The organism is Flavobacterium sp. GNP011 (assembly GCF_056428925.1).
On sequence record NZ_JBWJVJ010000013.1, the window covers coordinates 59,744 to 86,492 of the forward strand.

At 33.3% G+C, this 26,749-nt stretch carries 25 protein-coding genes; 20 read left to right on the forward strand and 5 right to left on the reverse strand.

Annotated features, from left to right (window positions below; translation table 11 throughout):
• Window positions 1-47: 47 nt before the first annotated feature.
• The 4 genes from AC061E_RS11365 (at window position 48) to AC061E_RS11380 (ending at window position 2,524) form a co-directional block, all read left to right on the forward strand.
• Window positions 48-425 (forward strand): hypothetical protein, encoded by a 378-nt coding sequence (locus AC061E_RS11365; RefSeq protein WP_478286341.1) that lies wholly within the window; start codon window positions 48-50, stop codon window positions 423-425.
• Between the two features lie 245 nt (window positions 426-670).
• Window positions 671-1,087 (forward strand): hypothetical protein, encoded by a 417-nt coding sequence (locus tag AC061E_RS11370; protein ID WP_478286342.1) that lies wholly within the window; start codon window positions 671-673, stop codon window positions 1,085-1,087.
• Window positions 1,065-1,859, forward strand: a complete 795-nt coding sequence (locus AC061E_RS11375; protein ID WP_478286343.1) for a sensor histidine kinase — start codon at window positions 1,065-1,067, stop codon at window positions 1,857-1,859. The genes AC061E_RS11370 and AC061E_RS11375 overlap by 23 nt, the downstream gene beginning before the upstream one ends.
• The gene (locus AC061E_RS11380) at window positions 1,859-2,524 is read left to right on the forward strand and encodes a response regulator transcription factor (protein WP_478286344.1); all 666 of its coding nucleotides are present in this window, start codon (window positions 1,859-1,861) and stop codon (window positions 2,522-2,524) included. Before AC061E_RS11375 ends, AC061E_RS11380 begins: the two co-directional genes overlap by 1 nt.
• A gap of 59 nt (window positions 2,525-2,583) precedes the next feature.
• On the opposite strand, the gene AC061E_RS11385 is transcribed toward AC061E_RS11380, so the two are convergent.
• Window positions 2,584-3,105 (reverse strand): DUF547 domain-containing protein, encoded by a 522-nt coding sequence (locus tag AC061E_RS11385; RefSeq protein WP_478286345.1) that lies wholly within the window; start codon window positions 3,103-3,105, stop codon window positions 2,584-2,586.
• A gap of 320 nt (window positions 3,106-3,425) precedes the next feature.
• On the opposite strand from AC061E_RS11385, the gene AC061E_RS11390 reads away from it, so the two are divergent.
• On the forward strand, window positions 3,426-4,685 hold the full coding sequence (locus AC061E_RS11390; protein WP_478286346.1) for an asparagine synthetase B: 1,260 nt from the start codon (window positions 3,426-3,428) through the stop codon (window positions 4,683-4,685).
• 156 nt (window positions 4,686-4,841) lie between these two features.
• Here AC061E_RS11390 and cphA read toward each other — a convergent pair whose 3' ends face one another.
• Complete coding sequence (cphA, locus tag AC061E_RS11395) at window positions 4,842-7,466, reverse strand: cyanophycin synthetase (RefSeq protein WP_478286347.1); 2,625 nt, start codon at window positions 7,464-7,466, stop codon at window positions 4,842-4,844.
• 240 nt (window positions 7,467-7,706) lie between these two features.
• On the opposite strand from cphA, the gene AC061E_RS11400 reads away from it, so the two are divergent.
• Both AC061E_RS11400 and AC061E_RS11405 read left to right on the forward strand, forming a co-directional pair.
• Window positions 7,707-8,579, forward strand: a complete 873-nt coding sequence (locus tag AC061E_RS11400; RefSeq protein ID WP_158730457.1) for a cyanophycinase — start codon at window positions 7,707-7,709, stop codon at window positions 8,577-8,579.
• 30 nt (window positions 8,580-8,609) lie between these two features.
• Complete coding sequence (locus AC061E_RS11405) at window positions 8,610-9,452, forward strand: isoaspartyl peptidase/L-asparaginase (protein ID WP_478286348.1); 843 nt, start codon at window positions 8,610-8,612, stop codon at window positions 9,450-9,452.
• Here AC061E_RS11405 and AC061E_RS11410 read toward each other — a convergent pair whose 3' ends face one another.
• Together AC061E_RS11410 and AC061E_RS11415 are read right to left on the reverse strand one after the other, a co-directional pair.
• Window positions 9,453-10,256, reverse strand: coding sequence for an endonuclease/exonuclease/phosphatase family protein (locus AC061E_RS11410; protein ID WP_478286349.1), 804 nt, complete (start codon window positions 10,254-10,256; stop codon window positions 9,453-9,455).
• Window positions 10,257-10,328: 72 nt separating this feature from the next.
• A complete protein-coding gene (locus AC061E_RS11415; RefSeq protein ID WP_478286350.1) occupies window positions 10,329-10,856 on the reverse strand; it encodes a hypothetical protein in 528 nt (175 codons plus the stop codon).
• A 161-nt stretch (window positions 10,857-11,017) separates the two neighbouring features.
• On the opposite strand from AC061E_RS11415, the gene guaA reads away from it, so the two are divergent.
• From guaA to AC061E_RS11470, 11 genes are all read left to right on the forward strand, one after another.
• On the forward strand, window positions 11,018-12,547 hold the full coding sequence (guaA, locus tag AC061E_RS11420) for a glutamine-hydrolyzing GMP synthase (RefSeq protein WP_478286351.1): 1,530 nt from the start codon (window positions 11,018-11,020) through the stop codon (window positions 12,545-12,547).
• Window positions 12,548-12,662: 115 nt separating this feature from the next.
• The gene (locus AC061E_RS11425) at window positions 12,663-14,606 is read left to right on the forward strand and encodes a LysM peptidoglycan-binding domain-containing protein (RefSeq protein WP_478286352.1); all 1,944 of its coding nucleotides are present in this window, start codon (window positions 12,663-12,665) and stop codon (window positions 14,604-14,606) included.
• Window positions 14,606-15,007, forward strand: coding sequence for an OsmC family protein (locus AC061E_RS11430; protein ID WP_478286353.1), 402 nt, complete (start codon window positions 14,606-14,608; stop codon window positions 15,005-15,007). Before AC061E_RS11425 ends, AC061E_RS11430 begins: the two co-directional genes overlap by 1 nt.
• A 60-nt stretch (window positions 15,008-15,067) precedes the next feature.
• The gene (locus AC061E_RS11435) at window positions 15,068-15,292 is read left to right on the forward strand and encodes a DUF3820 family protein (RefSeq protein WP_478286354.1); all 225 of its coding nucleotides are present in this window, start codon (window positions 15,068-15,070) and stop codon (window positions 15,290-15,292) included.
• A 150-nt stretch (window positions 15,293-15,442) separates the two neighbouring features.
• The gene (pyrG, locus tag AC061E_RS11440) at window positions 15,443-17,056 is read left to right on the forward strand and encodes a CTP synthase (protein ID WP_478286355.1); all 1,614 of its coding nucleotides are present in this window, start codon (window positions 15,443-15,445) and stop codon (window positions 17,054-17,056) included.
• A gap of 65 nt (window positions 17,057-17,121) precedes the next feature.
• Entirely contained in the window at window positions 17,122-19,029 is a 1,908-nt protein-coding gene (gene yidC / locus AC061E_RS11445) for a membrane protein insertase YidC (protein WP_478286356.1), read from the forward strand.
• 94 nt (window positions 19,030-19,123) lie between these two features.
• A complete protein-coding gene (locus AC061E_RS11450) occupies window positions 19,124-19,837 on the forward strand; it encodes a toxin-antitoxin system YwqK family antitoxin (RefSeq protein ID WP_478286357.1) in 714 nt (237 codons plus the stop codon).
• A 70-nt stretch (window positions 19,838-19,907) separates the two neighbouring features.
• Window positions 19,908-21,095, forward strand: a complete 1,188-nt coding sequence (mnmA, locus tag AC061E_RS11455) for a tRNA 2-thiouridine(34) synthase MnmA (protein WP_478286358.1) — start codon at window positions 19,908-19,910, stop codon at window positions 21,093-21,095.
• 70 nt (window positions 21,096-21,165) lie between these two features.
• On the forward strand, window positions 21,166-22,779 hold the full coding sequence (locus tag AC061E_RS11460) for a S8 family serine peptidase (protein ID WP_478286359.1): 1,614 nt from the start codon (window positions 21,166-21,168) through the stop codon (window positions 22,777-22,779).
• Between the two features lie 14 nt (window positions 22,780-22,793).
• Entirely contained in the window at window positions 22,794-23,738 is a 945-nt protein-coding gene (locus AC061E_RS11465) for an NAD(P)H-dependent flavin oxidoreductase (RefSeq protein ID WP_478286360.1), read from the forward strand.
• A 3-nt stretch (window positions 23,739-23,741) separates the two neighbouring features.
• Entirely contained in the window at window positions 23,742-24,146 is a 405-nt protein-coding gene (locus AC061E_RS11470) for a hypothetical protein (RefSeq protein ID WP_478286361.1), read from the forward strand.
• Window positions 24,147-24,162: 16 nt separating this feature from the next.
• Here AC061E_RS11470 and AC061E_RS11475 read toward each other — a convergent pair whose 3' ends face one another.
• Window positions 24,163-24,594, reverse strand: coding sequence for a DUF4268 domain-containing protein (locus AC061E_RS11475; protein ID WP_478286362.1), 432 nt, complete (start codon window positions 24,592-24,594; stop codon window positions 24,163-24,165).
• A gap of 93 nt (window positions 24,595-24,687) precedes the next feature.
• On the opposite strand from AC061E_RS11475, the gene AC061E_RS11480 reads away from it, so the two are divergent.
• The gene (locus tag AC061E_RS11480) at window positions 24,688-25,344 is read left to right on the forward strand and encodes an NUDIX hydrolase (protein WP_478286363.1); all 657 of its coding nucleotides are present in this window, start codon (window positions 24,688-24,690) and stop codon (window positions 25,342-25,344) included.
• Window positions 25,345-25,420: 76 nt separating this feature from the next.
• Window positions 25,421-26,230 carry a lysophospholipid acyltransferase family protein gene (locus AC061E_RS11485; protein ID WP_478286364.1) on the forward strand — a complete coding sequence of 270 codons (810 nt, stop codon included), beginning with the start codon at window positions 25,421-25,423 and terminating at the stop codon, window positions 26,228-26,230.
• Window positions 26,231-26,749 lie beyond the last annotated feature (519 nt).

Consider the following 26,749-nt stretch of genomic DNA (forward strand, 5'->3'; position numbering starts at 1 on the left):
TATTTAATACAGTAAGTACTATAAACTAACATAAAAATAGCATAATTATGGACAACGAAAATTTCGCAGAATCAATTGAAGTTTCATTACAAACTGCTGAAAAGTGGACCAAAGCTTACAGAGGTAAGCAAGAGTTAGAAGGATCTAAAAAGAAAGTAGATGCTTTTTTAATTCCAAGAGAAAGTCTTGAAGCGGTATTAGCTCTTAAAACAGATGCTGTGCGTGCCTACCTTGGGATTAATGATAAAAAAGAAGAAACACTCATCTTTGTAGGAGCAAATAAAGACGAAAAGGGTATTTATAGAGATGTTTTTGGATCTTCGCAAACTGATGAAGAGGGTGATTCAGATGAAGGTGGTATTGTGTATGATGCTTCTAGACCTTGCCCTCCAAACGGTGACCCAGACAGTCCACTACAAAATTAATACACGTGTATTTGATTTTTGTTTATGTAGGATATTTTGTTCTGTTATTAAATTTTTTGTTATACTGGAGTGGTTTTTCTAAAAACGGGAAAACCTTCCAGTATCTTGTTTATTATCTTACAGTTTTAGTTATTGTACAAGTAAGTATGGAAATTTTAGTACTTCAAAGTATAGATAACTTATTATTAGTTCATGTTTACTTTATCGGTCAGTTTTTGTGTTTGGGTTTTTTTTACAAATCATTAATGAAGACAAAAGCACAAGTTAGTATAATAAAATACACTATGATTGTGGGTTCTATGTTGTTATTGCTGGATTATTGCTTCTATCCTGAGCAATTTTTTAAGTTTAATTTATTTGAAATTGCTCTTACCTCATTACTTGTAGTTTTGTATGCCGTAATGCATTTGTACAACATGTTATTAGAGAATAAGCAGTATTACTATTTGACTATAGGAATAATTATATATTTACTAGCAAGTACCGTTCTGTTTTTTGTAGGAAACCTAACAATAGGTTTGAGTGATGCTGTTAAGTTTTTGACCTGGACGGTAAATTCTTTTTTAGTAATTCTTTTTCAATTGCTTATTTTCGTCGAATGGAAAAAAAGTTTTTCTAAAAAAGTATTAAACAGTAACCATGAAAGAAAGTCAAATGTATGAAAAAGAGATTGTTGCAATAATATTGTATACATCTCTATTTTTTATACTGCTAGCTGTAGGTCTAATCGTTTTTTTTTATTTTTCTCGTAAACGAATAATCAAAAAAGAAATAGAGAAAAAAGATTTAGAAATTCAATTTAAACAAGATCAAATTCAAGCAGTGATTTTAACTCAAGAAGAAGAACGAAAAAGAATTGCTCAGGATTTGCATGATGATATTAGTTCAAAACTGAATATTGTAGCTTTAAACAGTCATTTGTTAAATAGGTCTAACTTAACAAGTAGTGAAGTTCAGGAAATAACACAAAATATAATTGATTTAACGGGCAAAGCGTTGGACAGCTCTAGAAAAATTGCTCACGGTTTACTACCGCCCGTTCTAGAAAAATTTGGTTTGCATGCAGGAGTTGAAGAATTGTGTTTAGAGTGTAGTAGTTCGCAGGCAGTAAATGTGGTTTATACTTGTAAGACTTCATTTAATTTAATAGATAATGATCGTCATTTACATGTCTTTAGGATTTTGCAGGAACTAATGAATAACTCTTTACGACATGGGAAAGCAACTAAGATTGCTATTCTTTTTGAGGAAATTGAAAATAAAAAGCAATGTACTTATTCGGATAATGGTATTGGTTTTATAATGGATAGTTCTGATAATATGAAAGGATTAGGGATGAAAAATATAGAAAGCCGAATTGCATTTTTAAAAGGTACTATTGATATGAAATCAGCACCAAACGAAGGAGTTACAATAATTTTTAATTTCCAATAATGAAAAATAGTATAAAAATTATTATTGTTGATGATGAAGTTCTCTTTAGAAAAGGAATTTCTTTTTTATTGGATAGAGAAAAAAACATTGATGTAATTTATGAAGCTTCAAATGGTGGAGAACTCTTGGGTTTTCTTGAAAGCAATCATGACAATCATCCTGATATTATAATAATGGATTTGAAAATGCAGGGTATAAATGGTGTAGAGGCTACAAAAATAATTCATACCGTTTATCCAAGTATAAAAATTATTGCTTTGACAAGTTACAATACAAAATCCTTTATATCTAATATGATTGCTGTAGGAGCAGTTGCTTATCTAGTAAAAAATACAACTCCACAAGAGCTTTTAATAACTATAAATGAAGTTGCCACAAGAGGATATTACTATACAGATTACATTATGAAGGTAATCCAAGAGGATATTTCAACAGTAAAGAAAATAAAATGTTCATTAGATTCGAATTTTTTGACTGCCAGAGAAATTCAAATATTAAAACTTATTTGTGATCAAAAAAGTAGTACTGAAATTGCAGATACTTTGTTTATAAGCCCAAGAACCGTAGAGGGGCATAGAAACAATTTACTATTAAAAACAGAGTCAAAAAATATTGCTGGTTTAGTATTATTTGCAATTCAAAATGATATTATGACTATTGATTAGAACAATCTAAAAGTTGAAAATGTGCAGAGATTTTAAAGTAATTATTTTGTTATTAACAATTATTGAAATGAAGGAGCTTGTTGAAGTTTTTGACTAATAAAAAGTTTCATAGTTTCCTCTAATTGCTCGTTTAATAACTCACTATCATAATAATTGAAAATAGTTTTTTTTAATGTAATACTTTGAATTACAAAGTGAATCCTATAATCCATTTCTTGAATAGACATCTTTTTTACAAACTTAGAGTGAAAAGGATTTACAAAATAACTAAAACCCAAACGCATTGTTGATTTTTTTAAAATTCCAAACTCAATATCATTCAAAGAAATTTCAGTACGTGCAATTCGTATTCTTTTTAAGTTATACCTACTGTTCAAGTCAATATTTTCTTTCTTCATTATTAAAAAGTAAGCGTAATATATATTGATCCAAAAAGTTTTTTTTAGATCATCTGTATTTAAATTTTTTTCCAATTTGTCAGCACGAGTAAAATATAGCTGGCGTCTTAACAAGCTTGTATCCCCGTTTGATTGAACTACGGACAAAATTTCAGCAGATAAAGTGGTATAATAATTTTTCAAAGTTTTTAAGTGTTTCTATTCATATTATTGAGCGAGATATTGAAAACATAGGACATAAAAAGCAATTATAAATAAGACTAATATACACAAGGCTATTTTTTTTAAAATATTCAAAGGATCAATTGGGGTATTATTAGCATTGCTAATCCAGGTTACATTTTTCATTGTAAGTTTTTTTTATTTATTGCAAGTTAAGTTTAAACCAATAAGTGAGTATGCGTAGTTTTACGTGATTTTTATTCTTGTTGTTAAATTAAATAGTTAAATTATTTATCCATGAGTAGCTTAGTTACTATATTTGGGTTATAAATAAATTCAACATGCTAAAACGTTTTATTATACTTGTATTATTCTTGTTTTCTTGTACCATGAAGGCTTCTTTTATTTTGTTACCAATGGATGAAACGGTTCAAAAAAACCATTTAAAAGCATACGGAATAACGTTTTGGTGTTTGAATAAAAATTATAAAGCCAGTTGGCTGCTTAATTATAGAGGCGGTTCTTTTTTGTTGCCAGACGCTGATGAAATTAGAAAAGAATGCCAGATCCGTGGGGTGAGTTTTGAAATTCTTTCTGATCAAGAACAAGCCACTATTTTAAATGAAATTTCAAGTCCATCACAAAACATGGAATCGGTAGTACTTGAAAAAGCCCCAAAGATTGCAGTTTATACTCCAAAAGGGAAACAACCTTGGGATGATGCAGTAACGCTTGTATTGACCTACGCTGAAATTCCATTTACGCCCATATATGATGAAGAAGTTTTATCGGATCAATTGTTGCTTTATGATTGGTTGCATTTGCATCATGAAGATTTTACGGGACAATACGGTAAATTTTACAATGCCTTTAAGAATGTTCCTTGGTACATCGAGCAAAAGAAAGGAGCTGAACTGCTTGCAACCAAATTAGGGTACACAAAAGTTTCACAACAAAAAGGAGCTGTTGCCAAAAAAATTAGAGATTTTGTTATTGGTGGAGGATTTATGTTTGCCATGTGTTCAGCCACAGATAGCTTTGATATTGCACTAGCAGCAGATGGTGTTGATATTTGCGAGGCTATGTTTGATGGAGATGCCAGTGAAGGCAATTATCAAACCAAGATGAATTACAGCAGTTCATTTGCTTTTAAAGATTTTACATTAGAACGAAAACCAGAGGTATATGAATTCTCGGATATTGATATGACGCCTAAACGCAGAATACCACCAGATAAAGATTATTTCACACTCATGGATTTTTCGGCAAAATGGGATCCCATTCCTAGCATGTTATGCCAGAATCATACCCAGTTAATCAAGGGATTTATGGGACAAACTACAGCTTATGATGCAGGGTTGATAAAATCTAATGTTTTAGTCATGGGAAGCTGTGAGTTAAATGCAGAAGCTAGGTACATTCATGGTCAAAAAGGAAAAGGAATGTTTACCTTTTACGGAGGTCATGATCCTGAGGATTTTCAGCACCAAGTTGGTGATCCACCTACTGTTTTGGATTTACATCCAAATTCTCCTGGATACCGCCTGATATTGAACAACGTATTGTTTCCGGCTGCCAAAAAGAAAAAATTGAAAACGTAAATCGTATTGAAAACAGAAAACCAGTCTTATGAACTGGTTTTCTGTTTTTTAGCCCTGATGGAAGTGGCATCTCCCGATTTTAAAAAACAAGGCTTTTTGCCGTAGTTTTTTGAGCGGGAATATAACGGACAGCAGGAATAGCTCCAAGAAAAAAAACTAAAACGTCTCTTTTTCGTTTTCTTTGTCAAGGTATTCTTGTACTATTTCAATGGCATTGGTCACTACATCACTCAATGCAGTAATAAAACTGCCCTCTTCGGCGCAATTGATAGCATGTTTAATCGCTTCAGTTTCTTTTGGAATAATTTCGTAGGTAACATCTTTACCTGAGGTTTTAATGCCTTCGAGAATTAAATTGATAATTTCTTCTTCGGTTCTGCCTCTTAAAAATTTTTCTTGTCTGATGATAATGTGATCAAACATGCGTGCTGCAATATGGGCACATTCTCTAATATCTTCATCTCTACGATCTCCTACGCCTGCTATAATTCCTATTTTTTTGGATGCAGTTACGCTTTCCAAATAATCAGCAACTCCTTTATATCCAGATGCATTGTGTGCAAAATCAATAAGAACTTTGAATTTTTTAAACTCGAAAATATTCATGCGTCCAGGTGTTTGCGCTGCACTGGGAATAAATGTTTTTAAAGATTGACTAATATCACCCGTTTTGAATCCCCATAAATAACTTGCTAGCGTTGCAGCAAGAACATTGGCAATCATGAATTTAGCTTTTCCTCCTAATGTTAGCGGGACTAGTGTAACTTTCTCCACTCTTATTTTCCATTCCCCTTTTTTAATGGTTATAAAACCATTTTCATATACGGCTACTGTTTTTCCTTCAGCGCATTGTTTTTTTATGAATTCACTATTTTCATTTAAACTAAAGTAGGCTAAATTGCACTGGAGTTCATTTGCAATTTTAATGCAATGTTCATCATCTCCATTTAAAACTGCCCAACCATTCTTTTTAACACTTCTAACCACAGTTGCTTTTACTCTGGCAAGATCACTCAGGGTGTGTATGTCACTTAAACCTAAGTGGTCTTCTTGAATATTTGTGATTACCCCAATATCGCAAAGGCTAAATCCTAGTCCAGATCTCAGGATTCCGCCACGTGCTGTTTCTAGCACTGCAAATTCTACTGTTGGATCTCTCAAGATATACTCGGCGCTTAATGGTCCCGTTGTATCACCTTTTTCCATCATGTGGTTTTGAACATAAATACCATCAGATGTGGTAAAACCAACTTTGAATCCATTGTTTTTTACAATATGTGCTAAAAGTCGGGTAGTGGTCGTTTTACCATTGGTTCCCGTCACCGCAATAATAGGAATTCTACATGATTTTCCTGGAGGATAAAGCATGTCAATCACTGGAGCGGCAACGTTTCTTGGCAATCCTTCTGAGGGAGCCAAATGCATTCTAAAACCCGGTGCTGCATTAACCTCAAGAATGACTCCGCCATTTTCTTTTAAAGGTTGTGTTAAATTCTCGGCCATGATATCAACTCCGCATACATCAAGTCCTATAACTCTAGAGATACGCTCTGCTAGAAAAATATTTTCAGGATGCATCATATCAGTCACATCAACTGATGTGCCTCCAGTACTTAAATTTGCAGTTGATTTTAAAAATACGGTTTCACCATTGTTAGGAATGGTTTCAAGTGTGTAGTTTAGTTTTTCTAATAAATCTTCGGTATCACGATCAACATCAATTTGTGTCAATACATTTTCATGACCGTAGCCTCTTCTTGGATCTAAGTTAGTAATATATATTAATTGTTGAATGGTATCAACGGCATTACCTACAACATGAGCCGGCACTCTTTTTGCTGCTGCTACTAGTTTGTTATCAATTACAAGAACTCTAAAATCAAAACCTGTGATAAATTTTTCTACAATCACTCGTTTGCCATAGGTTTGAGCAAATACAAGTCCTGATAGTGCATCTTCCCAATTGGTTACGTTTATGGAAGCGCCTTTTCCGTGGTTGCCTCCTAATGGTTTAAGGACAATAGGATAGCCTATTTTTTTGATCACATCGGCTAAGCTTTCTTCATCAACACAAATACTTCCGCTAGCTACAGGAATAGAAGCATTCTCTAGCATTTTTTTAGTTTGTTCTTTATTGCAAGCGATATCAACTGCTATACTGCTTGTTTTGCAGGTAATTGTAGCTTGAAAGCGCATTTGGTTTATGCCATATCCTAATTGTACTAATGAGTTGGTTCCAAGACGTATCCATGGAATATCACGCGAAACGGCCTCATCTACTATACTCCCTGTACTAGGTCCTAACCTAACACGTTCTCTAATTTCACGCATTTTTTGCAAGTCGGCATCAATATCATATTCCTTACCCGCAATTAAGGCTTCGGCAATTGCAGCGGAAGCTTCGGCTGCAAATAAACCTACATTTTCTTCAGTGTAACTAAAAACAACATTGTAAGTTCCTGGAGTTTTAGTTTCTCTGGTTCTACCAAAACCAGTTTCCATTCCAGCTAAAGTTTGAATTTCGAGCGCAATGTGTTCAATTACATGTCCCATCCACGTACCACGATCTACCCTTGAGAAAAATCCACCTCTGCAACCTTCAGAGCATCGGTGTTCTATCATGCTGGGCAACATAGCTTCTATTCTTTCCCTAAAACCTTCGATTTTATTGGTAGGAAATTGTTCCATTTCCTCCAAATCCAATCGCATTTGGATTAATTTTTTTCTTTGAATACTCCAAATATTCGGTCCACGTAGGGCTTGTATTTTAATAATTTTCATAAAAGCAAAATGATTTTTTTAGGTGAAAGCCAAACAGATGTTTTTATTCTAGAATTTGAGTTTTGAAATATTTTTCAAAAACAATGTATTAGAAATTAAAATAAAAGCAAGGATTTTACTAATGTAGCCATTTTTGATATGAAATAAAAATTTTATGCAATAATATGCTTCAAATTGTATTTTTTTTAAATAAACGCCCTTGCAAATGGTAATTTTTAACTTTTTGGTTATTTTTGCCAAATGAATATACTTGGAAAACTGATAATTATAGGTGGTGCTGTAGACAAAGGAAGTTTTACAGAAACTGATTTAGATAAAAATGCGAATACCAATTTAAATTTTTTTGAAACTGGAATTTTAAAAAGAATTCTGAACGAATCAAAGTATAAAGAGGAATCTAGAATAGAGATTGTTACAACAGCATCTGTAATTCCGCGTGAAATTGGTCCCGAATATGTAAAAGCATTTACTTATTTAAATGCAAAGAACGTTGATATACTGACCATTGAAAGAAGAGAGCAAGCAGCTGATCCCGAAGTTTTGGCACGATTAAAAGCGGCTGATATTGTAATGTTTACAGGAGGAGATCAATTAAGATTGAGTTCTATTTTAGGCGGAACTCCTTTTCACGATATGTTGCTTGATAAATATCATAATGAGGAGTTTATTTATGCTGGAACATCAGCAGGTGCAGCAGCAGCTTCAAACAATATGATTTACCAAGGCAGCAGCTCTGAAGCCTTGTTGAAAGGTGAAGTAAAAATTGCAAGTGGTCTAGGACTTATTGATGGCGTAATTATTGACACTCATTTTGTTCAGCGCGGTCGTATTGGTCGATTATTTCAAGCAGTTGTAGGGAATCCAAGAGTTTTAGGAATAGGACTTGGTGAAGATACGGGTTTGTTAATTACCAATAATAAAGAGATGGAAGCCATCGGGTCTGGACTTGTAATTCTTGTAGACGGCCGAGAAATAAAAGATACTAATTTAACCAAAGTAGAATTGGGGCAACCCATTTCTATTTCGCATTTGGTCACACACGTCATGAGTAAGTTTGATACGTACAACTTGGATACACATAAAATGCACATTCAATCTTCGCATTATTTATAGATTCATCAGACTTAAATTCTAAATTTCATTATGAAACTAATTATACACGGCGGTTTTTTTTCGGAATCATCAACTTCAGATGATACTAAAATTGCAAAACAGAAAGCACTAGAAGAAATAGTGATGCGATCTTATGAGTACTTAAAAACTCATACCGCAACAGAAACTGTTGTTTATGCAGTAACCCAACTTGAAAATGATACTCTTTTTAATGCAGGAACGGGATCACAAATTCAAAGTGACGGAAAAATTAGGATGAGTGCTGCTCTTATGGATGGCGAAACCCAAAAAATGAGTGGTGTAATCAATATAGAAGCTGTAAAAAATCCTATTGAGGTAGCGGCTTTACTGATGCAAGAAGATGATCGAATTTTAGGAGGATCTGGAGCTACTAATTTTGCTAGAGCGAATGGGTTTGAGTATTTTTCTACAGAAATTCCGCAACGTAGAACTGAATTTGAAGTTAAATTAAAAGCTACGGGAACAGGAACTGTAGGATGTGTAGCATTAGACCAAAATGGGAAAATTGCTGCAGCTACATCTACTGGTGGTAAAGGTTTTGAAATTCCAGGTCGAATTTCAGATTCGGCAACTGTAGCAGGAAATTATGCCAATGCTTTTTGTGGCGTAAGCATGACAGGAGTAGGAGAAGATATTGTAAGTAATGCTACGGCTGTAAAAATTGTTACAAGAGTAACTGACGGAATGCAACTTAAAGACGCTTTTGCTAAAACCTTCAATGAATTATTGCCTTATGATGGTTTTGCAGGTGCAATTGCAATAGATCACAACGGTACTGTTTATCATCAAGATTCACATCCTAGTATGGTTTATGCTAGTTTTGACGGAACTTCTTTTCAAGTTTTTGGTTAATTACAGTACCTTAAATGACATCCAAATAGGAATGTGATCAGATACTTTTCTTGCTTCTTCTATGGAATTGAATTTATTGTAAAAATGAACTACGCCAGTATCTAAAAATGAAATTCGATTTGAATTGTAAAAGATATTGTCAAATTCTGACGCCAAACAATTGTTGTTTTGACATTTCCTTTTCAAAGAAGTTTTTTGGTTTTGTAACGCCGATTTATATCCTAATTTTTTTAACGGGCCAAAAACAGAATGCGACTGCGGACAATTAAAATCACCTAAAAAAATCAAATTGAGATTGGAATACAAATTGGGTAAAAACCTGAAATACTTGATCTCAGTCTCGGGTTGCTTGCTTTTTGTAATGGCGTGAAAATTTACTAGCGTAAATTGTTTTTTATCAAATTCAAAAGTGGCGTAATACGGTTCTCTATCTATTTCTAGATGGTATTTGTTTTCTAACCAAGGAGTTCCAATAAGTTTTACTCTGCTTGTTTTCCACAAAAAAGTATATCGTTCTGTTTTATAAGCGCTACTGGACGTAGGATTGCTGATGTAGTAATCCCATTTAGATCCTTTTCTATTTAACGCATCTGCAAGCCTTGCCACTGCTTGTGCGCCACCGTAACCAGCAACTACTTCTTGTATGACAATAATATCATAATCTCTGGTGGTTTGAGCAATAAAATCGATAGTTTCATTGCTCTTTGATTTACCAAGATTTTCAATATTCCAAGAAATAACTTTGACTTGTCCAGTTAAAGACAACTGAACAAGTAAGAGTAAAAGTAAAAAAAATGGTTTCAACAGTAAGTGTATAAAAAGGATAAAAATCTACATAATTCTTAGTTTAGAATATCTTTTTTGGATAACTGGATATTAAAATGGATCAGCAGTAACTCTAAATTTCATATTGGCTTTTACAGTAATATCCTGAGTCAAAGTTTCTTTTACAACAGCTCTTGTTCTAATAGTGTAAGATGGAGCTTTAATGTATTTGTCAAGTTTTGCCGAAGTGCACGTTAGGTTGAAAGTATTGGCAGTTGAATTAATGTCTTCTAGAAATGCTAATTCAATTTCGTCATTTGCATCTGTCGAAATAAACAATCGTATTGATTTTAGAAAACTAAATGATTTATTGCTAGGGTTAGTAATCGTTAATTTCAAATCAGTAATTTTTACATCCTTTACTAAATCGGCCTTCGTATTATTGTTTTCAAATGTGGCACTTGAATTTGTCGTAACATCAGGAGTGATAATTGTAAAAGCTGTCCCAACAGGAAAAGCACTATCAATTTGTATACTTGTTTCATTGTCAATGTTAAAAGTGAGTAAATCATCAATTACATTGCAAGAAGTCGCTATCAATAACAATACAGCTATGACTAAAGAAATTTTTGTTTTCATAATTACATTTTGTGAATTTATTTTGGGATGTACGTAAATTTCTGTAGTATGGATTTTAGAAATTTTAAGTTTACAATTTGAGAATGGCTTTGTAAGCAAATTAAATGAATATTTTTCAAAATTCAATTTTTCAATTCAAAATATAAAAAGTATTTTTGCGCATGCAACACAACGTACTTATTTTAGATTTCGGATCGCAATACACACAGCTTATTGCGCGTAGAGTTCGCGAATTAAATATATTCTGCGAAATTTTCCCATATAATCATTTTCCGAGTGATTTATCATCTTATAAAGCAGTAATTCTTGGAGGTAGTCCATTTTCTGTTCGCGCAGACGATGCACCCCATCCAGATTTATCTCAAATAAGAGGCAAGCTTCCTTTATTAGCAGTTTGTTATGGAGCTCAATATTTATCTCATTTTAGCGGTGGTGAAGTAGCTGCATCTAATACAAGAGAATATGGTAGAGCTAATTTATCATTTATCAAGGAAGATGAGATTTTCTTTGAAGGCGTTTCTCCAAATAGCCAAGTTTGGATGAGTCATAGTGATAGTATCAAAGCTTTGCCAACAAATGGTGTAAAACTAGCCAGCACTCATGATGTTGAGTTTGCTGCTTACAAAATTGAAGGCGAAACTACCTATGCGATACAATACCATCCTGAGGTTTTTCACTCAACGGATGGTTCTAAAATGTTAGAAAATTTCTTAGTAAAAATAGCTGACGTTCCTCAAACCTTTACTCCAAATGCTTTCGTTGAAGAAATGGTCTTTGAACTAAAAGAAAAATTACAGGACGATAAAGTTGTTTTGGGTCTTTCTGGAGGAGTAGATTCAACAGTGGCAGCAGTTTTATTACATCAAGCTATTGGTAAAAATCTATATTGTATTTTTGTAAATAATGGTTTGTTACGTAAAAATGAGTTCCAAAATGTATTAGACCAATACAAAGGAATGGGATTGAATGTAAAAGGAGTGGATGCTGGAGATCGTTTCCTATCCGAATTAGCCGGTGTAAGCGACCCAGAAACCAAACGTAAAATTATAGGCCGCGTATTTGTAGAAGTTTTTGATGATGAGTCAAAAATTATCGAAGATGTAAAATGGTTGGCCCAAGGAACCATTTATCCAGATGTAATTGAGTCGGTATCTGTAAAAGGACCTTCTGCAACTATCAAATCACATCACAATGTAGGAGGTTTGCCAGATTACATGAAATTGAAAATTGTGGAACCACTCAGAATGCTTTTTAAAGATGAAGTAAGAAGAGTAGGAGCTTCATTAGGAATAGATCCAGAATTACTAGGAAGACATCCTTTCCCTGGACCTGGATTGTCAATACGTATCTTAGGTGATATTACACCAGAAAAAGTGCAAATTTTACAAGATGTAGATGCCGTTTTTATTGACGGATTGAAATCATGGGGTTTGTATGATAAAGTTTGGCAAGCGGGAGCAATTCTACTTCCTGTAAATAGTGTTGGAGTTATGGGTGATGAGCGTACTTATGAAAAAGTAATTGCATTGCGCGCCGTAGAATCTACTGATGGTATGACTGCTGATTGGGTTCACCTTCCGTATGAGTTTTTAATGAAAGTTTCAAATGACATTATCAATAAAGTTAAAGGGGTAAATAGAGTGGTATATGATATCAGTTCTAAACCACCTGCAACAATTGAATGGGAATAGCACCAGTTCAATTAAAATAGCGTGATAATATGCGCACAAGAATTAACGGTATCAGATTTTGGAATAAAATTTGATACCGTTGTTTGTTAAGAATATAAAATTTATAAAAAACACGATGAAATACTTCTTTGTAATATATACGACCGCTTTGTGGTTTACTATGAGTACGTTTGCACAAAATAAATCCACAACTCACAAGGTTGAAAAAGGGGAAACTATCAATAGTATTGCTCAAAAATACAAAGTGACACCGTATGATATTTACCAGTTAAATCCAGATGTTCAAAAAGGATTGCAATTGAATAGTATTTTGTTGATTCCAAGTCCAAGTGCAAAAAAAGCTATTGCTTTACCAGTAAAAAAAGAGGCAACTGCAACAAAACATGTCATGGCTCCAAAAGAGACTTTGTATGGAATCTTGAAAAAATATGATGTTACAACTGAGGAACTGCAAAAAGCAAACCCATTACTGGATGTTCAAGCTTTAAAAATTGGACAAGTTCTTGTGATTCCATCTAAAACGGCTTTAAAAAGTAATGTTCCTACACAGGAAAAAGTGGTTAAACACATTGTTCTAGCTAAAGAAACTAAATATTTTATTGCTAATAAATACGGTATTACTATAGAAGAATTAGAAAGAAAAAATCCTGAAATTGTATCCAATTTGCCCATAGGTTACGAGCTAATTATTAAAGGAAATCCAGCCAAAATTGAAAAGTCTGTTATAGCAACTGAAGTTAAAAAAGAGTCTGTACAAATAGTTTCTAAACCAGTTTCTCCTAAAGTAAATTTTATAAGCTATGTTGTAAGACCAAAAGAAACGCTATACAGTTTGTCAAAAATGTCGGGGTTATCTCAAGAAGAACTATTGAAAGAAAATCCGGCATTGGCTAATGGAGTAGAAGTAGGAATGGAGATCAAAATTCCAGAATCAGCTACTATCTCGCCGGTAGAAGCTATAAAAAAGGAATTTGCTGTCCTCGCTAAGAAAAATAACGAGAGAAAGAAATTAGCCTTATTGTTGCCATTTAATGTTACAAAAATTGAAAACGACACTGTAAATTCTATCACCGCACGCTTAAAGAAAGATAAATTTTTAAACATGACTTTAGATTTTTATTCGGGTGCTTTAATGGCAATTGATTCTGCAAAAACATTAGGGTTAAATGTAGAAATAAAAATACTAGATTCACAAGAAACTAAAAACAGTTCGGCTGTTGCAGCATTGCTAAAAAGTAATAATCTTGATGAATCTGACGCAATAATAGGTCCATTTTATCAAGCAAACGTAGAGAAAATGGCAGAGCTTGTTTTACAAAATCAAGTATCAGTAATATCTCCTTTGTCTAAAGAAAACGAAGTGAAATTTGCAAATATTTTTCAGGCGGTTCCTAATCCGGATGCGGTTAAGAATGCTATTTTTGACTACATGCGTAACAAAGGCGGAAATATGATTGCAGTTGTAGACAAGAAAAAAGGTTCAGTTATAAAATTTATTTCAGACAATCACAAAGATGTGCGTTTTGTACCTCTAACGGCTACAGGTGGAATTACTGCAGAAAGTATCAAAAGTTTTTTGTTGAAAGACAAGATGAATTATGTAGTCATGGAAACCGAAAATACAGGCATGATAAAGGCTACACTTTCTACGTTAATGAGTGCTATGGCAACTTACAAAGTACAATTAGTTATTTTAGAGCCTAATGAAACATTAGATACAGATGAAATTAATTTTTCAAGTTTAACAAAACTGAAACTGATGTATCCATCAGTAAGCCGTGAAAATGAATCTCCAGAGGCTTTAATTTTTGAAAAAGAATACAAAAAGAAAAATAAAGTATACCCAAGTGTTTTTGCAACACGAGGATTTGATGTGACCTATGATACGCTTTTGCGTTTATCACAAGGTAAAAAGTTTGAGGAAACAACCTTTGAAGTTGCAACAGAGCAAGTAGATAATAAGTTTGATTACTCTAAAAACACAACGGGAGGGTATAGTAATAACGGAATTTATATCTTGTATTATGATACAGATTTAACGATAAAAGAAGCAAAGTAATGATATCAAGAGTAACATATTTAGGGGATTTAAGAACATCGTCGATTCATTTACAATCGGGGACAGAAATTCTTTCGGACGCACCAGTAGACAATAACGGAAAAGGGGAAGCTTTTTCACCTACAGATACCGTTGCGAATGCATTGGCTACTTGCATGATGACTATTATGGGTATTAAAGCAAGAGATTTAAATGTTGATTTAAAGGGTTCTATTGCAAATGTTACTAAAATCATGAATGCAGAACCAAGAAGGATAGGCAGAATTGAAATCGCATTTGATGTTTTCGGAACTCAAAATGAGAAAGAAAAAACAATATTAGAAAGAGCAGCCTTAACGTGTCCTGTCTTTTTAAGTTTACATCCAGAAATAGAAAAAAGCATTTCGTTTAACTGGAAATAATACATAGTAATCAATACTTATAAAGCAAGAGATTTATTTCTTGCTTTTTCTTTTTATAAAATGGATCAAAATCAACTTATAAAACTGGCTCATACTAAAATGCCTTTTGGTAAATATGAAGGCTGGTTTTTAATTGAAATACCTGAATATTATATTGTTTGGTATGCCAATAAAGGCTTTCCAAAAGGTGAGTTAGGGCAACAATTACAATTAGTTTATGAATTAAAACTTAATGGCCTAGAAGATTTGATTCGGAATATTAAAAAAAAATATCCCAAACCATAGCATTTAAATTTTGCTTTTAAGTCATCAATACGGGTTTAATCCTTCTGTTTTTTAAACTATAAAATCTCAGAAGTATATGTTCTAATAGTCCAATTAAATTTGTACTTTTGCCACGTTTTTTTACACAACTACAACACAAAATACAACAAAATGAATCAAACAAAATATATTTTTGTTACTGGCGGTGTGACTTCTTCTCTAGGAAAAGGAATCATTGCAGCATCGTTAGCAAAATTGTTACAAGCAAGAGGATATCGTACAACAATTCAAAAATTTGATCCGTATATTAATGTTGATCCAGGGACTTTAAACCCTTATGAACATGGAGAATGTTATGTTACAGATGATGGAGCAGAAACAGACTTAGACTTAGGTCACTACGAACGTTTTTTGAATGTGCCAACGTCTCAAGCTAATAATGTTACCACAGGTAGAATTTATTTGTCTGTGATTGAAAAAGAAAGAAGAGGAGAGTTTTTAGGTAAAACGGTACAAGTTGTACCTCATATTACCAATGAAATTAAAGAAAGAATGCAGTTGTTAGGCAATTCTGGGGATTATGATATCGTAATCACAGAAATTGGTGGAACTGTAGGAGATATTGAATCGTTGCCATACATTGAGTCTGTTAGACAATTGGTTTGGGAGCTTGGAGAACACAACGGTATTGTAATTCATCTTACGTTAGTTCCTTTTTTGGCTGCAGCCGGAGAATTAAAGACAAAGCCAACTCAGCATTCAGTAAAAACATTGATGGAAAGCGGTATTAAAGCGGACATACTTGTTTGTAGAACCGAGCATGAATTATCAGAAGAACTGCGTAATAAACTGGCTCTTTTTTGTAATGTAAAACGTGAAGCAGTAATACAATCTATAGATGCTTCAACAATATATGAGGTTCCAAATTTAATGCTCGAAGAAGGATTAGATGTTGTAGCTTTGAAAAAATTAGATTTACCAAAGAAAGCCGCACCGGATTTAAAAAACTGGAACATTTTCTTGAAAAGATTGAAAAATCCTAAGCATACTGTCAACATTGGTTTGGTGGGTAAATATGTTGAAATGCAAGATTGTTACAAGTCTATTTTGGAGGCTTTTATTCATGCAGGTGCAGCCAATGAAACAAAGGTAAATGTAATTTCAATACACTCAGAACACTTAGATGCTAGCAATATCAAAGAAAAATGTGCAAACTTAGATGGAATCTTAGTAGCACCTGGTTTTGGAGAAAGAGGAATAGAAGGTAAAATTGCTGCTGTACAATACGCTAGAGAGAATAAAGTTCCATTTTTCGGAATCTGTTTAGGAATGCAAATGGCGATAATTGAACAGGCTAGAAATATTTTAGGGTATGCTGACGCCAATTCTACTGAAATGAATGAACATACAGCACATCCTGTTGTAAATTTGATGGAAGAACAAAAAACAGTTACTGACAAAGGCGGTACCATGCGATTAGGAGCTTGGAAATGTGACATCAAAAAGGATACACTTGCATACAAAATTTATGGAAAAGAAACCATATTTGAGCGTCATCGTCATCGTTATGAGTACAATAATGCCTACGTGAACCAGTTAGAAAGTGCAGGATTGATATCCTCTGGAGTAAATCCTGAGACAGGATTGGTTGAAATTGTAGAGATTAAGGATCATCCTTTCTTTATAGGTGTTCAATACCATCCAGAATATAAGAGTACGGTTGCAAATCCGCATCCTATTTTTGTTAATTTTGTAGCGGCTGCAGTTCAAGCTAAAAAGAAATAGTAAGGATGTAGTGAAACATTTACTGAAACTTGCTACTAATAGATTAAACACTTTTAAATATTAAAATGGAACAAAAAAAATTTGACCTCAATTCAATTATCGGTTTTGCCTTAATTTTTGTAATCTTGATTTTTATCATGTATCAAAATCAACCGGACCCAAAGGTGGTTGCAGCAGAAAAAGCACAAAAGGCATTGCAAGTTAAAGAGGCAAAAGCAAAAGCCCTAGAAGTTAAAAAGGTTGAAATTGCTGCTCAGGCTGTTGCCGCAACTGGGGATACAAAACAACTTGCACAATTAGAAAAATCTTTAGGAAGTTTTGCGTATTCTGCAACTTTGCCGTCTGCAAAAGCTAGCGTAACAACAATTGAGAACGACTTGGTAAAACTTACAATTGCTAATAAAGGAGGATATATTGTTGAGGCAACCTTAAAAGAATATGAGAAATTTAAAAAAGGTTCTGGACAGTTAGTAGAATTAATCAAAGACAATAATGCAAATTTAAACGTGCAGTTAGTCACTTTGGACAACCGCACTTTAAACACAAAAGATTTATATTTTGAACCATCATTAACAAAAATTGGTGCAGACCAAGTTTTGTCTATGAAATTAAAGGCTGGAGCCAATGAGTTCTTAGAGTACAAATATATTTTGAAGCCAAATGATTATATGGTTGGTTTTGATATCCGTTCTCAAGGTCTTCAAAAAGTGTTGAATACTTCAAAACCTTTAGATTTAGAGTGGAATTTAAAGGCAAATAGAAATGAAAAAAGTATTTCTTACGAAAATAAATATACTGAAATATATTTTGAGCACAAAGACGGTAAAATAGACTATGCTGGACTTGGAGCTTCTGAGAATGAGTTGCTTGAAAAGCCTACATTTATAGCCTTCAAACAGCATTTTTTCTCAACTATATTAGTTTCTAAAACTCCATTTGAGAACGCCCAAGTAACATCAACTAACTTGATGAATGATGAAAAAGTAGATACAACATTTACTAAATCATTTAAAGCAAATATTCCATTAGCGTTTACTAATGGTGAAATTGATCACAAATTAAGTTGGTACATGGGACCATCTGATTATAAAACTTTGGCAAGTTATGATTTGAATTTAGAGAAAATTGTAACAATGGGTTGGGGAATCATCGGATGGATTAATCGTTTCATATTTGTACCATTATTTGATTTCTTAGGATCATATATTGCCTATGGTATTGCAATTATAGTTTTTACTATTTTGATAAAATTGGCTATGTCGCCTATAACTTTCAAATCATTCTTGTCTCAAGCAAAAATGAAGTTATTGCGACCTGAAATTGCTGAATTGGGAGAGAAGTTCAAGAAAGATCCAATGAAAAAGCAACAAGAAACAATGAAGCTTTACAACAAAGCGGGCGTGAATCCTATGGCTGGTTGTATACCTGCATTGATTCAAATGCCTTTTTTGATGGCTTCGTTTCAGTTTTTCCCATCCGCATTTGAGTTAAGACATAAAAGTTTCCTTTGGGCAGATGACCTTTCTTCTTTTGATGAAATTGTAAAATTGCCTTTCTATATTCCTTTTTACGGAAATCATATTAGTTTGTTTCCTATTCTTGCAGCGATAGCTATTTTCTTTTATATGAAAATGACATCTGGAGATCAGCAAATGGCAGCGCCACAACAAGAAGGTATGCCAGATATGGCCAAGATGATGAAGATCATGATTTACGTTTCGCCAATAATGATGTTGTTTTTCTTTAATAGTTATGGTGCAGGATTAAGTTTGTACAACTTTATATCAAATTTGGTTACGATATTAATCATGTTGGTTATTAAAAAGTATTTCATTGACAGTGATAAAATTCATGCACAAATTCAAGAAAACAAACTGAAAGAACCCAAGAAACAAGGTAAGTTTCAAAGAAAGTTACAAGAAGTAATGGAACAAGCTGAAGCTCAAAAAGCATTGGACAAAAAGAATAAGTAAATTAAATTTTTTAAAAACTCTCGATTTTTCGAGAGTTTTTTATTTTACTAAATAATTTAACCACCTAAGTTTCGTTATAATCTAAAAATTTAAGATGAAGATAATTTTAAAGAAAACACTGTTTGTTTTGATTCTTTTGAATTCGTATTTTTTCTATGCTCAAACAGATTTTAACAAATATGATGATAAAGGCAAAAAACACGGTTTATGGAAAGGGTTTTATGAAGAATCCAAACGTCCTCGTTACGAAGGAATCTTCGATCATGGAAAGGAAACGGGTGTTTTTAAATTTTTTGATGATACTAAAGCGATGTCAGTTATAGCTACGCGCGAGTTTAATTTAAAAAATAGTGCTGCTTACACAATATTTTTTGATCAAAAAAGTAATAAAGTCAGTGAAGGAAATGTGATAAACAAACTTTTTGAGGGACAATGGAAATATTATCACGAAGCCTCAAAAACCTTAATGACTGTTGAGAACTATGTAAAAGGTAAATTAGAAGGTGTGCGCTCTGTGTATTATCCTAACGGTGCTATTGCGGAGGAAATTAGTTATGAAAATAATTTAAAAAACGGTCTTTATAAAAAATTTGCCGAAAACGGAGTTGTTCTTGAAGAAACATTTTATAAAGACAATATTTATAACGGTTCTGCAATTTTTAGAGATGCAACTGATGCCATTGTCTCGCAAGGCAAATTTGTAAATGGAAAAAAAATGGGTATTTGGCAGTTTTATGAAAAAGGGAAACTTGTCAAAGAAACAAATATGAGCCTGCAAGAAAAAAGTAAAAACATCAAAAACAATTAAAAAAATCTTGGGAATTTCTAATGTAAATCTTTTGTAACTTTACACCCTTAAATAGTATAATTTTTTTTAGATGAAGCGTGTTGTTGTAGGACTTTCAGGTGGGGTAGATTCAAGCGTTGCAGCTTATTTGTTGCAACAAGAAGGATATGAAGTTATAGGATTGTTTATGAAAAATTGGCACGATGATTCAGTGACTATTTCTAATGAATGTCCTTGGTTAGAAGATAGTAACGATGCTCTTCTTGTTGCCGAAAAATTAGGTATCCCTTTTCAAACAGTTGATTTAAGCGAACAATATCAAGAGAAAATTGTGGATTACATGTTCAATGAATATGAAAAAGGTAGAACTCCAAATCCCGATGTGCTTTGTAATAGAGAGATAAAGTTTGATGTTTTTATGAAAATTGCATTGAGTTTGGGAGCTGATTTTGTAGCTACTGGACACTACTGTCAAAAAAGTGAAACTGAAATTGAGGGCAAGAAAGTATATCAACTAGTTGCTGGTGCTGATGTTAATAAGGATCAATCTTATTTTTTATGTCAATTATCACAAGAACAATTATCAAAGTCATTGTTTCCAATAGGTGCATTGACTAAACCTCAAGTTCGTGAAATAGCAGCTCAAATGGAACTTGTAACAGCCGAAAAGAAAGATTCTCAAGGTCTTTGTTTTATTGGTAAAGTGAGGCTTCCTGAATTTTTACAGCAAAAACTTCAGCCTAAAGAAGGAGCCATTATTCAAATTGATAAAGATCATCCTATATATCAGCAAGAAGACAAATCAGGATTAACGGTAGAAGATTCACTCCGTATTGAAGCTACAAAAATTGCTTATACGCCAGAGATGGGGAAATTCATGGGTAATCATAAAGGAGCTCATTATTTTACTATCGGTCAGCGTAAAGGTTTAAATGTAGGGGGTACAAAAGACCCATTGTTTATAATTGCAACGGATGTAATTATAAACACCGTATATACTGGACTTACAAGCCACCATCCAGGTTTATTTAAAAAGGCATTACGAATTTTAAAAGACGAGGTGCACTGGGTACGAGAAGATTTGGCATTAACAAATGGTGGGACTTTAGAAGTAATGGCACGTATTCGATACCGTCAGCCATTACAAAAAGCAACATTACATCAATTTGAAAATGAAATGTTTATTTCTTTTGAGGAGCCACAATCAGCAATTACCGAAGGGCAATTTGCAGCTTGGTACTTAGGAGAAGAATTAGTAGGCTCTGGTGTGATTTCATGATTTTTTAGAATTTCTTTGTACACATAATAGATCAATTTTAAATTTTATACATTTAATAATACAGGGCACTATGAAAAAAAAATACTTCATCTTATTATTTATATGTACATCTTTACTTCATGCACAACAAGATGCTTGGGTGTATTTAAAAGACAAACCTAGTGCATCAATTTTTTTTAAAGCGCCGTTAAAAATGCTTTCTCAAAGGGCATTAGACCGACGAAGCACTCAGAAAATTGACTTGGATGCAAAAGATGTTCCAATAGAAAGTGCCTATCTTAATCAAATAAAAAGCAAGAGCGGAGTTTCTGTTTTGGCTGCTTCAAAATGGCTCAACGCAATACATGTTAGGGGAACACAAACAGATCTAAATGCACTGAAAGCATTACCATTTGTTGAAAAACTTGATTTTGCAAATAAAGCGTTGAACCAATCAGCCAAAAGTATTGCGGTTAAAAAGGAAAAAAATGTTTCAAAAACAGCAAAGACGAAGATAGAGTATGCTTACGGCACATCATCTAATCAAATTCAAATGCTAAACGGGCATTTATTACATCAACAAAACTATACTGGTTCAGGTAAGATTATTGCGGTTATGGATTCTGGTTTTCCAGGTGTTAATTCAGCCCAACCATTTAAGCGATTAAGAGATAATAATCAAATTTTAGGAGGTTATAACTACGTTTTAAGAAATCCAGATTTTTACACGGGAACTTCTCATGGAACATCGGTACTCTCTACAATAGGAGGCTTTAAGGAAAATAAACTTGTTGGTACAGCACCAGATGCTTCTTATTATTTGTTTATCACTGAAAATGATACATCTGAAAACCCAGTAGAAGAATCACTTTGGGTTGAAGCTGCCGAAAAAGCGGACAGTTTAGGTGTAGATATCATCAATACTTCTTTGGGTTATTTTGATTTTGACAATACATCTTACAATCATACGTATAGTGAAATGGATGGTAAAACAGCATTTATGTCCCGTGGAGCTGAGATTGCTTTTTCAAGAGGCATGATTGTAGTTAGTTCTGCAGGTAATTCTGGTGCATCTTCCAATCCAAATATAGCAGTTCCTGCAGACGCAGTTTCTGTTTTAGCTATCGGAGCCGTAAATGCAAATGAAATTAGAACTTCGTTTAGTTCGATAGGACCTTCTTTTGATAATAGAATAAAACCTGATATCATGGCTCAAGGTCAATCTGCCGTTATTTCAGACCCTTTGGGAAATATAGTAACGGCTAATGGTACTTCATTTTCAAGCCCAATATTGACGGGTTTGGTAGCTTGCTTGTGGCAGGCTTTACCTAATAAGACCAATAAAGAAATTAGAGATATAATAATCAAATCGTCGGATAGATTTGCGGCTCCAAACAATCAATACGGATATGGAGTTCCAGATTTTAATGCTGCTTTCTCAGATCAGTTTGATTTAAATGAAATAGCAGTTAATGAAATAATTATTTATCCTAATCCCACTACCGATCTACTATCTTTAATTTTGCCAAAAAATAATACATCTGGAATAATACAATTTTTTAATACTGCAGGACAAAAAGTTTTTGAAAAAAAAATGGAGAATAACGACTCTTCAGTTTCAATTAAAGAACTTCAAAGTGGATTGTATTTATACAAGTTCCAATCTCAGGATTTCATTAAAACTGGAAAAATTTACAAACAATAGTTATAGTTAGACTAATGAATAAAATTACGACACTTTTTAATATCAAGTATCCAATAATTCAAGGTGGAATGATATGGAATAGCGGTTACAAACTAGCAAGTGCTGTAAGTAATGCCGGTGGCTTAGGGTTAATTGGAGCAGGATCTATGTATCCAGAGGTATTACGGGAACACATTCAAAAATGCAAAAAAGCAACATCAAACCCATTTGGAGTTAATGTACCTCTTTTGTATCCGAACATTGAGGAGATAATGAAAATTATTGTAGAGGAAGAGGTGAAAATTGTATTTACATCAGCTGGAAATCCTAAAACGTGGACATCTCACTTAAAGCAAAACGGAATAACGGTAGTTCATGTTGTGAGTAGCTCTACTTTTGCTTTAAAATCACAAGAAGCAGGAGTAGATGCTGTAGTTGCTGAAGGTTTTGAAGCCGGAGGTCATAATGGAAGGGAAGAAACCACTACACTCACATTAATACCGATGGTTAAGGAAAAAATTCAAATACCATTAATTGCTGCAGGAGGTATTGCAACAGGCAGAGGAATGCTTGCCGCAATGACATTGGGTGCTGATGGAGTTCAAATGGGGAGTAGGTTTGTAGCTTCTGTAGAGTCTTCGGCACATATTGATTTCAAAAATACAATTGTACAAGTTAAAGAAGGGGATACCCAACTTACATTCAAAGAGCTTGCGCCTGTGCGATTAATAAAAAATAAATTTTATCAAGACGTTCAGGATTTATATGCAACTTGTCCTACTAAGGAGGATTTAATACAATTACTAGGAAGAGCAAGAGCTAAACGTGGTATGTTTGAGGGTGACCTAGTTGATGGTGAATTGGAGATAGGTCAAATTGCGGGTATAATTCATAATGTAGCACCTGTAAGTGTAATTATGAATGATATTTTAGAACAGTTTGAGGAGGCCAAAAAAGAAATGTCAAAAATTAATTTTTAAGCGATGAGATTGAGCATTAAATTTTTAATAATACTGTTTTTTATAATAACGGGACCTGTTTTATACAGCCAAAATTATAAATTCAAAACTTCATCCCTAAGTGTTTCTACAAAAAATGAAAAAGGCAAATGGGGGGAATGGTCCGCGCCAAAAAATGCAAATCTGGTCGTGACTCTAGATACCAAGAAAAATAGAATAGTTGTATATTCACAAATTATTCAACTTTTTGATATTGTAGAATATATTGATACTACCGAAAATGAATCAGATAAAATTGACGCTTTTTTTTGTAAAGACAATCAAGGAGAAGAGTGTACGTTGTCTATAATTACTAGAAAAAAACAGGAAAACAGAAAACAACTTTACATTAATTATGATGATAGGATAATTGTCTATAATCTTATTTAATTCAAAAAGTTTGGTTTTATATGTCTTTAATATAAGCGTCATACTCAAGATAAAATAACTCTAACGCATTCATTTTTTCAAAATAAAAATCAAATATTTCATCCCAGTAGCTTCTATTACTCACACTTACATGTAGTTTTTCAACCCAAATACGACTAATAGTTTTTCCACTCTCTAAGGTATAGTCCTGTTCATAAACTAATGAGGATATGTAATCTTCTTTTAAGATATTTTTTAAGGAAACAAGTTTTTCAAAATAGGCAATTCTTTTTTCGGTACTTCTATGTTCAATATCAATAAGTACTTGAGCTTTTTTATTGTCTACAAAAAACTTAAATGAAAAATCTTTAATTTTTGTGTCATAGAGTAACCATTTTCTAGGGTATTTTTCAGCAAATGCAATCCAAAATTCACGTTTTAACCTCTGGTTTTCCTCTTTGCTATACATATGTAAGTATTTTGTTTATGGTAAAATTTGTTATACTCTATTATCTAAACTACATTTAGATTTTATTTCAATTTGCAAAAATAGACATTGATTATGGATTTTCAAGAATTTTTAGAGATTGTTCCAGAAATAATAAATTCCCATTTACCAGCTTTTGATGCACACATAAAAATGGCTCCTCTTGAACGAATAGAAAGCCTTAAAAAGATAGACGTTTCAAATGAAATTCATAGGTTAGCTTCGGTTTTAATGCTTTTGTATCCCAAAAATGGAAAAGCTCACTTAGTTCTTATCGTTAGAAATTCGTATGATGGCGTTCATTCAGCTCAAGTTGCGTTACCCGGTGGAAAACATGAAAAAGACGATTTGGATTTTTCATACACCGCATTGCGCGAAACTCATGAGGAGATTGGAATTGACCCAACTAAAATCAAAATCATTAAACCTTTTACAGAATTGTATATTCCACCTAGCAATTTTATGGTATATCCATTCTTAGGGATTAGTAAAGAACCTCTCGATTTTATTCCTGATCCACTAGAGGTTGCTCAAATAATCGAAATACCCTTGATGCTACTTCTAAACAATGAAATTCTAGTTAACAAAAAACAAATTACCTCTTATTCAAATGAGGTTTTTATTCCTGGTTTTAATATTAATGAACATATTGTTTGGGGAGCAACAGCAATGATATTAAGTGAACTGAAAGACGTTTTGATTCAGGTGTTACAACATAATAGGGAATCATAGTTTAACCATTTTTTACTTATTTTTCGCAATTATTTTTTTTCGTAAGTTTGCATTCTATTATAAAACACAAAAAAACATGGGATTATTCAAAAGAAATCCTTTCGGACATATACTTTTTATCAAAAAATGGTTAATCAGAATCTTTGGTGCATTTACACATCGTAGATATAGAGGCTTTAATGAACTTCAAATCGAAGGATCGGAGATCATCCGAAACCTACCAGATAGTAATGTGCTTTTTATATCAAATCATCAAACCTATTTTGCTGATGTTGTAGCTATGTTTCATGTATTCAATGCAAGCCTAAGTGGTAGAGAAGATAATATTAAGGACGTAACCTATTTATGGCAACCTAAAATGAACATTTATTATGTTGCTGCTAAGGAAACAATGCGTGCTGGACTTTTACCAAGAATTATGGCTTATGCTGGAGCAATTTCTGTAGAACGTACTTGGCGCCAAAAAGGAGTTGATGTCACAGAAAAAAAAGATATCAATCCAGATGATACGGAGAATATTAAAATCGCTCTCAAAGATGGTTGGGTAATCACATTTCCTCAAGGTACTACAAAATCATTCAAACCTGTACGTAAAGGTACTGCTCACATTATAAAACAGCACAAGCCTATAGTGGTGCCTATAGTTATTGATGGTTTTCGCCGTTCCTTTGATAAAAAAGGATTGCGCATGAAAAAGAAAGGCATTCTTCAATCGTTTATCATCAAAGAACCACTTGATATCGATTATGAAAATGACACCATCGATGAAATTGTTGAAAAAGTAGAATATGCAATTGAGCAACATGCATCATTCTTAAAAGTAATACCAGCCGAGATCATTCAAGAGCAAGAGGAATTAAACAAAACCCGTAGATGGGAATATTAAATTTTTTTGCTGGGCGTTCCCTTATCTAAAACAACAAGAGTAGCAGCTGATCCTGCTACTCTTTGTGGTTTAGATAAGGTCGGGCTCTTCGCTGCAAGTCCTCGTTCCTTCCTTTTGGTCGTCACTGTGGGCTTTTCGCTGCTATCCCTGACGCGGTTTATGAGTGTAGAAGACGTTTTTGTTAGAGAAGATAAGCACTACCTATATATAAAGGTTTATGATGTTGTTATTGTAGTAACGATACTACCATATATAATAGATAAAGATTCTATTATTGAGTAGATATAAACCGTTACACCTTATATATAGAATGGTGTCAAATACCCTCCAAAGGCTTGATTTCACTGTTTGGCAATTAAAACTCAAAATAACTTAAAAAAAGTTTAGGTTTTAAGAGTCGTTTAATCAGTACTTTAGTTTAAAAGTTAAGAAAAGATTAAAAAAAGGCGAATAAAAAGCTTGTAAAAGCGAATAAAGGTTGTAGTTTTGCACCCGCAATGACGCAGACGTTCTTTAAAA

What these genes read in the sequence shown, in the direction of transcription:
- AC061E_RS11365 (WP_478286341.1), top strand. Translation starts at nt 48, where the DNA reads ATGGACAACGAAAATTTCGCAGAATCAATTGAAGTTTCATTACAAACT.
- AC061E_RS11370 (WP_478286342.1), top strand. Translation starts at nt 671, where the DNA reads ATGAAGACAAAAGCACAAGTTAGTATAATAAAATACACTATGATTGTG.
- AC061E_RS11375 (WP_478286343.1), top strand. Translation starts at nt 1,065, where the DNA reads ATGAAAGAAAGTCAAATGTATGAAAAAGAGATTGTTGCAATAATATTG.
- AC061E_RS11380 (WP_478286344.1), top strand. Translation starts at nt 1,859, where the DNA reads ATGAAAAATAGTATAAAAATTATTATTGTTGATGATGAAGTTCTCTTT.
- AC061E_RS11390 (WP_478286346.1), top strand. Translation starts at nt 3,426, where the DNA reads ATGCTAAAACGTTTTATTATACTTGTATTATTCTTGTTTTCTTGTACC.
- cphA (WP_478286347.1), bottom strand. Translation starts at nt 7,466, where the DNA reads ATGAAAATTATTAAAATACAAGCCCTACGTGGACCGAATATTTGGAGT.
- AC061E_RS11400 (WP_158730457.1), top strand. Translation starts at nt 7,707, where the DNA reads ATGAATATACTTGGAAAACTGATAATTATAGGTGGTGCTGTAGACAAA.
- AC061E_RS11405 (WP_478286348.1), top strand. Translation starts at nt 8,610, where the DNA reads ATGAAACTAATTATACACGGCGGTTTTTTTTCGGAATCATCAACTTCA.
- AC061E_RS11415 (WP_478286350.1), bottom strand. Translation starts at nt 10,856, where the DNA reads ATGAAAACAAAAATTTCTTTAGTCATAGCTGTATTGTTATTGATAGCG.
- guaA (WP_478286351.1), top strand. Translation starts at nt 11,018, where the DNA reads ATGCAACACAACGTACTTATTTTAGATTTCGGATCGCAATACACACAG.
- AC061E_RS11425 (WP_478286352.1), top strand. Translation starts at nt 12,663, where the DNA reads ATGAAATACTTCTTTGTAATATATACGACCGCTTTGTGGTTTACTATG.
- AC061E_RS11430 (WP_478286353.1), top strand. Translation starts at nt 14,606, where the DNA reads ATGATATCAAGAGTAACATATTTAGGGGATTTAAGAACATCGTCGATT.
- AC061E_RS11435 (WP_478286354.1), top strand. Translation starts at nt 15,068, where the DNA reads ATGGATCAAAATCAACTTATAAAACTGGCTCATACTAAAATGCCTTTT.
- pyrG (WP_478286355.1), top strand. Translation starts at nt 15,443, where the DNA reads ATGAATCAAACAAAATATATTTTTGTTACTGGCGGTGTGACTTCTTCT.
- yidC (WP_478286356.1), top strand. Translation starts at nt 17,122, where the DNA reads ATGGAACAAAAAAAATTTGACCTCAATTCAATTATCGGTTTTGCCTTA.
- AC061E_RS11450 (WP_478286357.1), top strand. Translation starts at nt 19,124, where the DNA reads ATGAAGATAATTTTAAAGAAAACACTGTTTGTTTTGATTCTTTTGAAT.
- mnmA (WP_478286358.1), top strand. Translation starts at nt 19,908, where the DNA reads ATGAAGCGTGTTGTTGTAGGACTTTCAGGTGGGGTAGATTCAAGCGTT.
- AC061E_RS11460 (WP_478286359.1), top strand. Translation starts at nt 21,166, where the DNA reads ATGAAAAAAAAATACTTCATCTTATTATTTATATGTACATCTTTACTT.
- AC061E_RS11465 (WP_478286360.1), top strand. Translation starts at nt 22,794, where the DNA reads ATGAATAAAATTACGACACTTTTTAATATCAAGTATCCAATAATTCAA.
- AC061E_RS11470 (WP_478286361.1), top strand. Translation starts at nt 23,742, where the DNA reads ATGAGATTGAGCATTAAATTTTTAATAATACTGTTTTTTATAATAACG.
- AC061E_RS11475 (WP_478286362.1), bottom strand. Translation starts at nt 24,594, where the DNA reads ATGTATAGCAAAGAGGAAAACCAGAGGTTAAAACGTGAATTTTGGATT.
- AC061E_RS11480 (WP_478286363.1), top strand. Translation starts at nt 24,688, where the DNA reads ATGGATTTTCAAGAATTTTTAGAGATTGTTCCAGAAATAATAAATTCC.
- AC061E_RS11485 (WP_478286364.1), top strand. Translation starts at nt 25,421, where the DNA reads ATGGGATTATTCAAAAGAAATCCTTTCGGACATATACTTTTTATCAAA.